The sequence below is a fragment of the Burkholderia sp. lig30 genome (genome assembly GCF_000687455.2).
Taxonomy (GTDB): Bacteria; Pseudomonadota; Gammaproteobacteria; order Burkholderiales; family Burkholderiaceae; genus Burkholderia.
The window spans coordinates 1-6,868 of record NZ_JGVW01000019.1; the positions used below are offsets into that span (position 1 = coordinate 1).

Annotated in this window: 7 protein-coding genes; all 7 read left to right on the forward strand. The window is 72.5% G+C overall.

The features are described 5' to 3' along the window. Nucleotides 1-619, forward strand: a 619-nt coding sequence (locus LIG30_RS01300; RefSeq protein WP_051994823.1) for an outer membrane lipoprotein carrier protein LolA, incomplete at its 5' end; no start/stop codon positions are given. Then, nucleotides 619-3,153, forward strand: coding sequence for an MMPL family transporter (locus LIG30_RS01305; protein ID WP_038708997.1), 2,535 nt, complete (start codon nucleotides 619-621; stop codon nucleotides 3,151-3,153). The genes LIG30_RS01300 and LIG30_RS01305, both read left to right, overlap by 1 nt. Then, complete coding sequence (locus LIG30_RS01310; RefSeq protein WP_038708999.1) at nucleotides 3,150-4,034, forward strand: polysaccharide deacetylase family protein; 885 nt, start codon at nucleotides 3,150-3,152, stop codon at nucleotides 4,032-4,034. The genes LIG30_RS01305 and LIG30_RS01310 overlap by 4 nt, the downstream gene beginning before the upstream one ends. A 71-nt stretch (nucleotides 4,035-4,105) precedes the next feature. Continuing rightward, nucleotides 4,106-5,317, forward strand: a complete 1,212-nt coding sequence (locus tag LIG30_RS01315; RefSeq protein WP_038709001.1) for a beta-ketoacyl-[acyl-carrier-protein] synthase family protein — start codon at nucleotides 4,106-4,108, stop codon at nucleotides 5,315-5,317. 9 nt (nucleotides 5,318-5,326) lie between these two features. After that, nucleotides 5,327-6,145: a beta-ketoacyl synthase chain length factor gene (locus tag LIG30_RS01320; RefSeq protein WP_038709003.1), complete on the forward strand. Its 819-nt coding sequence runs from the start codon at nucleotides 5,327-5,329 to the stop codon at nucleotides 6,143-6,145. Beyond that, the gene (locus tag LIG30_RS01325; protein ID WP_038709005.1) at nucleotides 6,142-6,630 is read left to right on the forward strand and encodes a hotdog family protein; all 489 of its coding nucleotides are present in this window, start codon (nucleotides 6,142-6,144) and stop codon (nucleotides 6,628-6,630) included. The genes LIG30_RS01320 and LIG30_RS01325 overlap by 4 nt, the downstream gene beginning before the upstream one ends. Nucleotides 6,631-6,653: 23 nt before the next feature. Then, on the forward strand, nucleotides 6,654-6,868 hold a 215-nt coding region (locus LIG30_RS01330; RefSeq protein WP_038709008.1), incomplete at its 3' end, for a hypothetical protein.

Below are 6,868 nucleotides of genomic sequence, written 5' to 3' on the forward strand. Positions count from 1 at the left end.
CGCATTCGCCGTCGCGACGGCCGCCACGCTCGCGCTCGCGGCCACCGCGCATGCCGCCGATGCGGCCGGTGCGGCCGGTGCGGCCGGTGCGGCCGGTGCGGCATCATCCGGCTGGAATCTCGACCGGTTGATGGCCACGCTCGCGCAAAACAAGTCCGGACGCGCGACATTCGTCGAAACGAAGTACCTGTCGATCGCCGCGCAGCCGGTCGAATCGTCGGGCGAGCTGGTGTTCGTCGCGCCCGACCATCTCGAAAAGCATACGTTGAGCCCGAAGCCGGAGCATCTGGTGGTCGACGGCGACATGCTCACCGTCGAGCGCAACAACCGAAAGGTCACGCTCGCGCTCGCCAACTACCCGGAATTGGGCGCGTTCATCGACAGCATCCGCGCGACGCTCGCCGGCAACCGCTACACGCTCGAACAGGTGTACAAGGTGGCGCTCGCCGGCCGCGGCGACAACTGGACGCTGACGCTCACGCCGCTCGACGCGCGCATGTCGAAGGTGGTCAGCACGATCACGCTCGACGGCACGCGCGACATGCTGCGCAGCGTCGCGATCCGGCAGGCCGACGGCGACCATTCGCTGATGCGGCTGCAACCGCTCCCGGCGAACTGATGGACGCGCGCAACCGGCCGCCCGTCACGGCGCACGGCATTCGCACGCGGCTGACGCGGCCCGCCGTGCTCGTGTGGCTGCTGTTCCTGCTCGCGTGCGCGGCTGCCATCGGCCGCGCGAGCTTCACCGCGGATCTGTCCGCGTTCCTGCCGCGCTCGCCGAGCGCCGGGCAGCGGGTGCTGGTCGAGCAGTTGCGCGACGGCCTCGTGTCGCGGCTGATCCTCGTCGCGATCGACGGCGGCGACGCGCCGACGCGAGCCGCCGTGTCGCGACAGCTCGCGGCGACGCTGCGCGGCGACGCGCAATTCGCCGCGGTCGGCAACGGCGAGGCGCTCGCCGACGCGCGCGACCAGCAGTTCATCTTCGATCATCGCTACGTGCTGAGCCCGGCCGTGACGCCGCAGCGCTTTTCGGTCGAAGGGCTCCATCAGGCGCTCGGCGACAGCCTCGACCTGCTGAGTTCGTCGGCGGGCCTCGTCACGAAGACGTTGCTGCCGCGCGACCCCACCGGTGAAGTCGCGGCGCTCGTCGGCCAGCTCGACAGCGCCGCGCAGCCGGCGACGCGCGACGGCGTGTGGGCGTCGCGCGACGGCCGGCGCGCCGTGCTCGTCGTGCAGACGACCCGCGCCGGCTCCGACACCGACGCGCAGGCGCGCGCGATCGCCGCCGTGCGGCGCGCGTTCGACGCCAGCGTGCGGGCGGTGCCGAACGCCGCGTCGTGCCGGCTGTCGATGACCGGCCCCGGCGTGTTCTCCGTCGACGCGCGCGACGCGATCAAGCACGACGTCGAGCGTCTGTCGACGCTGAGCGTCGTGCTGATCGTCGCGCTGCTGCTGACTGTGTATCGTTCGCCGGCCACGCTCGCACTCGGCCTGCTGCCGGTGCTGTCCGGCGTCGCCGCCGGGCTCGCGGCGGTCAGCGTCGCGTTCGGCACGGTTCACGGGCTGACGCTCGGTTTCGGCACGACGCTCATCGGCGAAGCGGTCGATTACTCGATCTATCTGTTCGTGCAGTCCGCGCAGGCGGGTGCCTGCCCGCCGCCGCGCCCCGGCGGCGCGCCGGCGGATCGCGCGGCGGACGCGATGCGCGCGTGGATCGCCGGCTACTGGCCGACCATCCGGCTCGGCGTGCTGACTTCCGCATGCGGCTTCGCGTCGATGCTCTTCTCGGGCTTTCCCGGCCTCGTGCAGCTCGGGCTGTATTCGATCGCGGGCCTGACGACCGCCGCGCTGGTCACGCGTTTCGTGTTGCCTCACTTGCGCGGCGGCAGCAGCGCGGCGGTCCGCGACGTGTCACGGCTCGGCGCGGCGCTCGCGCGCGCGGCGCAGGCCGCCCCTCGCCTGCGCGGGCCGCTGGCGGTGCTGGTGCTCGCCGCGTGCGCGGCGCTGGCGCTGCACCGCGACCGACTGTGGAGCCGCGAGCTTGCCGCGCTGAGCCCCGTGCCGGCGCAAAGCCAGGCGCTCGATGCTCGCTTGCGGGCCGACGTCGGCGCGCCGGACGTGCGTTATCTGGTGGTCATCTCCGCCGCGACCGCGCAAGCGGCGCTCGAAGGCGCGGAAAAAATGGCCGTGCAATTGCAGCCGCTCGTGGACCGCGGCGTGCTCGCCGGCTATGAAAGCCCCGCGCGCTACCTGCCGAGCGACGCCGCGCAGCGCGCGCGCATCGCGAGCCTGCCGCCCGCCGGCGTGCTCGCCGCGCGCATGCGCGTGGCGGTCGCGAATCAGCCGATCAGCGTGAAGCCGGAACGGTTTGCGCCGTTCATCGCCGATGTGGACGCCGCGCGCCGCCAGCCGCTGCTCACGCGCGCGGACCTGCGGGGCACGTCGATGGCGCTCGCAGTCGATGCATTGCTGACCGAACGCGCAGGCCGCTGGACCGCGATGCTGCCGCTGCGCGCGCCGGCTGCCGCGCAACACGCGCCGGACGCGCGCGCCGCCAGCGGGCCAAGCCTCGACGCCGCGCCCGTGCGTGCCGCCGTCGCGCGCGCGGGCGTGCCCGATGCGCTCTTCGTCGACATGAAGGCGGAGGCTGACCGCCTGTACGTGAACTACGTGCAGGAGGACATTCGCCTGTCCGCCGCGGGGTTCGTCGCGATCGCGGCGCTGCTGCTGATCGCGCTGCGCTCGCCGCGGCGCGTCGCGCGCGTGCTCGCGCCGCTCGTCGCGGCCGTGCTGGTGGTCGCGGCCGGCTTCGCGCTCGCCGGCGTGCCGCTGACGATCCTGCATCTGATCGGCATGCTGCTGATCGTCGCCGTGGGATCGAACTATGCGCTGTTCTTCTGCCACCGCGCGGTCGCGGCGGCCGAGGCCGGGCGCATCTCGCCGCACACGCTCGTGTCGCTGTTGATCGCCAATCTCGCGACCGTGGCCGGCTTCGGTCTGCTCGCGCTGTCGCGCGTGCCGCTCCTCGAGACGTTCGGGCTGACGGTCGGCCCCGGCGCGATCCTGGCGCTCGCGTTCGCCGCGATTCTCGCGCCGCCGACGGCGCGTGCCGCAGCCACGCACGTCGACAACCGTCATGGAGTCTCCGCATGAACCCGCTGTTGCCTGTTTCGCCGCCGACGTCGCCTGCCGCGCCGGGTGCGGCACGGCGCTGGACGCCGCCGCCGCTGGTCGTCGGCGCGGCCGCCATGCACGTCGGGGCGGCCACGGCCGTCGCCGCTCAGCCGGCGTCGTGGCCGTGGGCCGCGGGCGGCGTAATCGCGGCGCATGTCGCCCTGGCCACGGCGGGGCTATGGCCGCGCAGCGCGCTGCTCGGCCCGAACTGGACGCGGCTGCCGGACAGCGCGGGCCGTCAGATCGCGCTCACGATCGACGACGGCCCGGACCCCGATGTCACGCCGCGCGTGCTCGACCTGCTCGATCGCTACGACGCGCGCGCAACGTTCTTCTGCATCGGCACGCTCGCGCGCCGGCATCCGCAGTGGATCGAGGCCATCGTCGCGCGCGGGCACGCAGTCGAAAATCACAGCATGCGGCACCGCCACAACTTCTCGCTGTCGGGGCCGGGCGCGTTGCGGCGCGAAATCGAGGCCGCACAGCGAACGCTGACCGAGATCAGCGGCACGCACCCGCTGTTCTTCCGCGCGCCGGCGGGATTACGCAATCCGTTCCTCGAACCGGTGCTGTGCGGACTCGGCCTGCAGCTGGCGAGCTGGACCCGGCGCGGCTACGACACGCGCACGCGCGACGCCGCCACGGTCGCGCAGCGCCTGCTGCGCGGCCTCGCACCGCGCGACATCCTGCTGGTCCATGACGGCAACGCCGCACGCGACACGCGCGGCGAGCCGGTCGTGCTCGACGTGCTGTCGGCCGTCCTGCGCACCGCCGCCGACGCGGGGCTGCGCTGCACGACACTGCGCGCGGCGATCGCGCCGCACGCGTCTCGCGCAGCCGATGCGCGAACCGCCATTTGATACACTTTTAAAGGATCGATGCGCGCCCCGTCAGACGACCGCCCACGCATCGGCAACCGGATTTGACCCTAGTGAAACCTCTCCTGCTCTCGCATTTCACCGCCACGAGCTGCGCCGGACGCGGGCTCGACGCCACGCTCGCCGCGCTGCGCGGACAACGCGGCGGCCTGGCGCCGTGCGACTTCGAGGGCGCGGACCTGAACACCTGGATCGGCGCCGTGGATGGCGTCGACGACCATCCGGTGCGTGCCGACCTGAGCGAGTTCGAATGCCGCAACAACCGGCTCGCGCAGCTCGGTCTTCAGCAAGACGGCTTTGCCGGCCGTGTCGAAGCGGCGGTCGCGCGTTACGGCGCCGACCGCATCGGCGTGTTCGTCGGCACCAGCACCTCCGGCATCCTCGAAACCGAACTGGCCTACCGCCGGCGCGATCCGCAAAGCGGCGCGCTGCCCGCCAGCTTCCGGTACGCGCAGACCCACAACACCTATTCGCCGGCCGCGTTCGTGCGCGCCTATTTCGCGCTGCGCGGCCCGGCGATGGCGGTCTCGTCCGCATGCTCGTCCGGCGCGAAGGCGTTCGGCTCCGCGCGCCGCATGCTCGAAGCCGGCCTGATCGACGCGGCGGTCGTCGGCGGCGTCGATTCGCTGTGCCTCACCACGCTCTACGGTTTCAATTCGCTCGAGCTGCTGTCGCGGCAGCCGTGCAAGCCGTTCGACGTCGCGCGCGACGGCATCTCGATCGGCGAAGCGGCGGCCTTCGTGCTGCTCGAACGCGTGCCGGAGCCCGACGCGCCGCTCGCCGACGATGCGATCCTGCTGCTCGGCATCGGCGAATCGAGCGACGCGCATCACATGTCGTCGCCGCATCCGGAAGGACTCGGCGCGCGCCTCGCGATGGAGCAGGCGCTCGCGTCGAGCGGCGTCGCGCCGGGCGAGATCGACTACATCAACCTGCACGGCACCGCGACGCCGAGCAACGACGCCGCGGAGAGCCTCGCCGTCAACGCGTTGTTCGCGCGCACGCCATGCAGCTCGACCAAGGGCGCGACGGGCCATACGCTCGGCGCGGCCGGCGCGCTGGAGACCGTGATGGCAGCGCTCGCGCTGCGCCACCAGCTCCTGCCGGCCGGCATCAACACGACGCACCCCGATCCGGCGCTTGCGCTCGACTACGTGCTGACGAGCCGCGATGCGCGCGTGCGCACGGTGCTCAGCAATTCGTTCGGCTTCGGCGGCACGAACTGCAGCGTGATCCTCGGCCGCGCCGATCGCGCCCACCGCTGAGCGCCGCCCATGACACTGAGTGCATTCATCGAAAGCGTCGGGCTGCTCGGCCCGGGCCTGGCCGACTGGCCACAGGCCGCGCGCATGCTCGCCGGCGACGCGCCGTACCTGCCCGAGCCCACACGCCTGCCGCCGCCGGCCGGCCTGCCGGCCGCGGAACGGCGCCGCACCGGGCCGTTCGTCAAGGTTGCACTGGCGGTCGGCCACGAAGCGGCGGCGGCGAGCGGACGCGACGCCGCGACGCTCGCCACCGTGTTCAGCTCGTCGGGCGGCGACGGCCAGAATTGCCATGCGATCTGCGAAACGCTGGCGAGCGACGAGCGCCTGCTGTCGCCGACCCGCTTCCACAATTCGGTGCACAACGCGCCGGCAGGCTACTGGAGCATCGCCACGCGCGCGACGGCGCCGTCGAATGTGCTGTGCGCGTACGACGGCAGCTTTGCCGCCGGGCTGCTCGAAAGCGTCGGCCAGGTCGTGGTCGACGGCGCGCCCACGCTGCTGATCGCCTACGACACCGGCTATCCGGAGCCGATTCGCGCGGCGCGGCCGATCATCGACGCATTCGGCGTCGCGCTCGTGCTGGCGCCGCAGCCGCGTGCCGGCGCGCTCGCGCGCATCGCGGTGCGGCTCACCGATGCGCCCGCGACCGTCCTCGCATCGCCGGCGCTCGAGCAATTGCGCGTCGGCAATCCCGCCGCGCGCGCGCTGCCGCTGCTCGCGGCGCTTGCGGCACGACGTCCGGCGAGCGTGGTGCTCGACTACCTGCCCGACATGCGCGTCCAGGTCGACATCGCCATGCCGCCCTTTGCGGCGGAGACCGCGCGATGACGGCCGGCACGCCCCCGGCGCCGCCGCTCGACCGCGCGTGGATCGCCGCGCACATCCCGCACAGCGGATCGATGTGCCTGCTCGACGAAGTCATTGCATGGGACGACACGCGGATCTGCTGCACGGCGACGAGCCATCGCGATCCGCACAACCCGCTGCGCGCGCACGGACGCCTCGCGGCGGTATGCGGGATCGAATACGCGGCACAGGCGATGGCCGTGCACGGCGCGGTGCTGGCGGCGGAACACGAGCGTCCGCGCGCGGGGTTTCTGGCAAGCGTGCGGGGCGTCGACGCGCGAGTCGGACGGCTCGATACGATCGGCTCGCCGTTGACGGTCGAGGCGAACCGCATCGGCGGCGACGGGAACACCGTCCTGTACGCGTTCTCGCTCCGCTGCGACGCGCGCGTGCTGCTGACCGGCCGCGCGACCGTGATGCTGGATACCGCGCGTCACGCGCATGCCGCCGGCGAAGCGGACACATGAACGCCTATCACCAGGATGAATGCATGAAAGCAATCAAGGTCGTGAAAAGTCACCGGTTCTTCTTGCTCGCGGCGCTCGTGCTCGCGATGGCCGCCCCCGCCGCGCGGGCCGATCTGGCCGAAGTCGGGCACGACATCAAGCAGGACACGAAGGAAGCCGCGCAGAAAACCGGGCATGCCGCACGCGAAGTCGGCCACGCGACCGCCAGCGCGGCGAAGGCGGTCGCGTGGCCGACTTC

Excerpts from the sequence above, each read along its gene's own strand:
- LIG30_RS01325 (WP_038709005.1), top strand. The coding sequence starts at position 6,142 with ATGACGGCCGGCACGCCCCCGGCGCCGCCGCTCGACCGCGCGTGGATC.
- LIG30_RS01305 (WP_038708997.1), top strand. The coding sequence starts at position 619 with ATGGACGCGCGCAACCGGCCGCCCGTCACGGCGCACGGCATTCGCACG.
- LIG30_RS01310 (WP_038708999.1), top strand. The coding sequence starts at position 3,150 with ATGAACCCGCTGTTGCCTGTTTCGCCGCCGACGTCGCCTGCCGCGCCG.
- LIG30_RS01320 (WP_038709003.1), top strand. The coding sequence starts at position 5,327 with ATGACACTGAGTGCATTCATCGAAAGCGTCGGGCTGCTCGGCCCGGGC.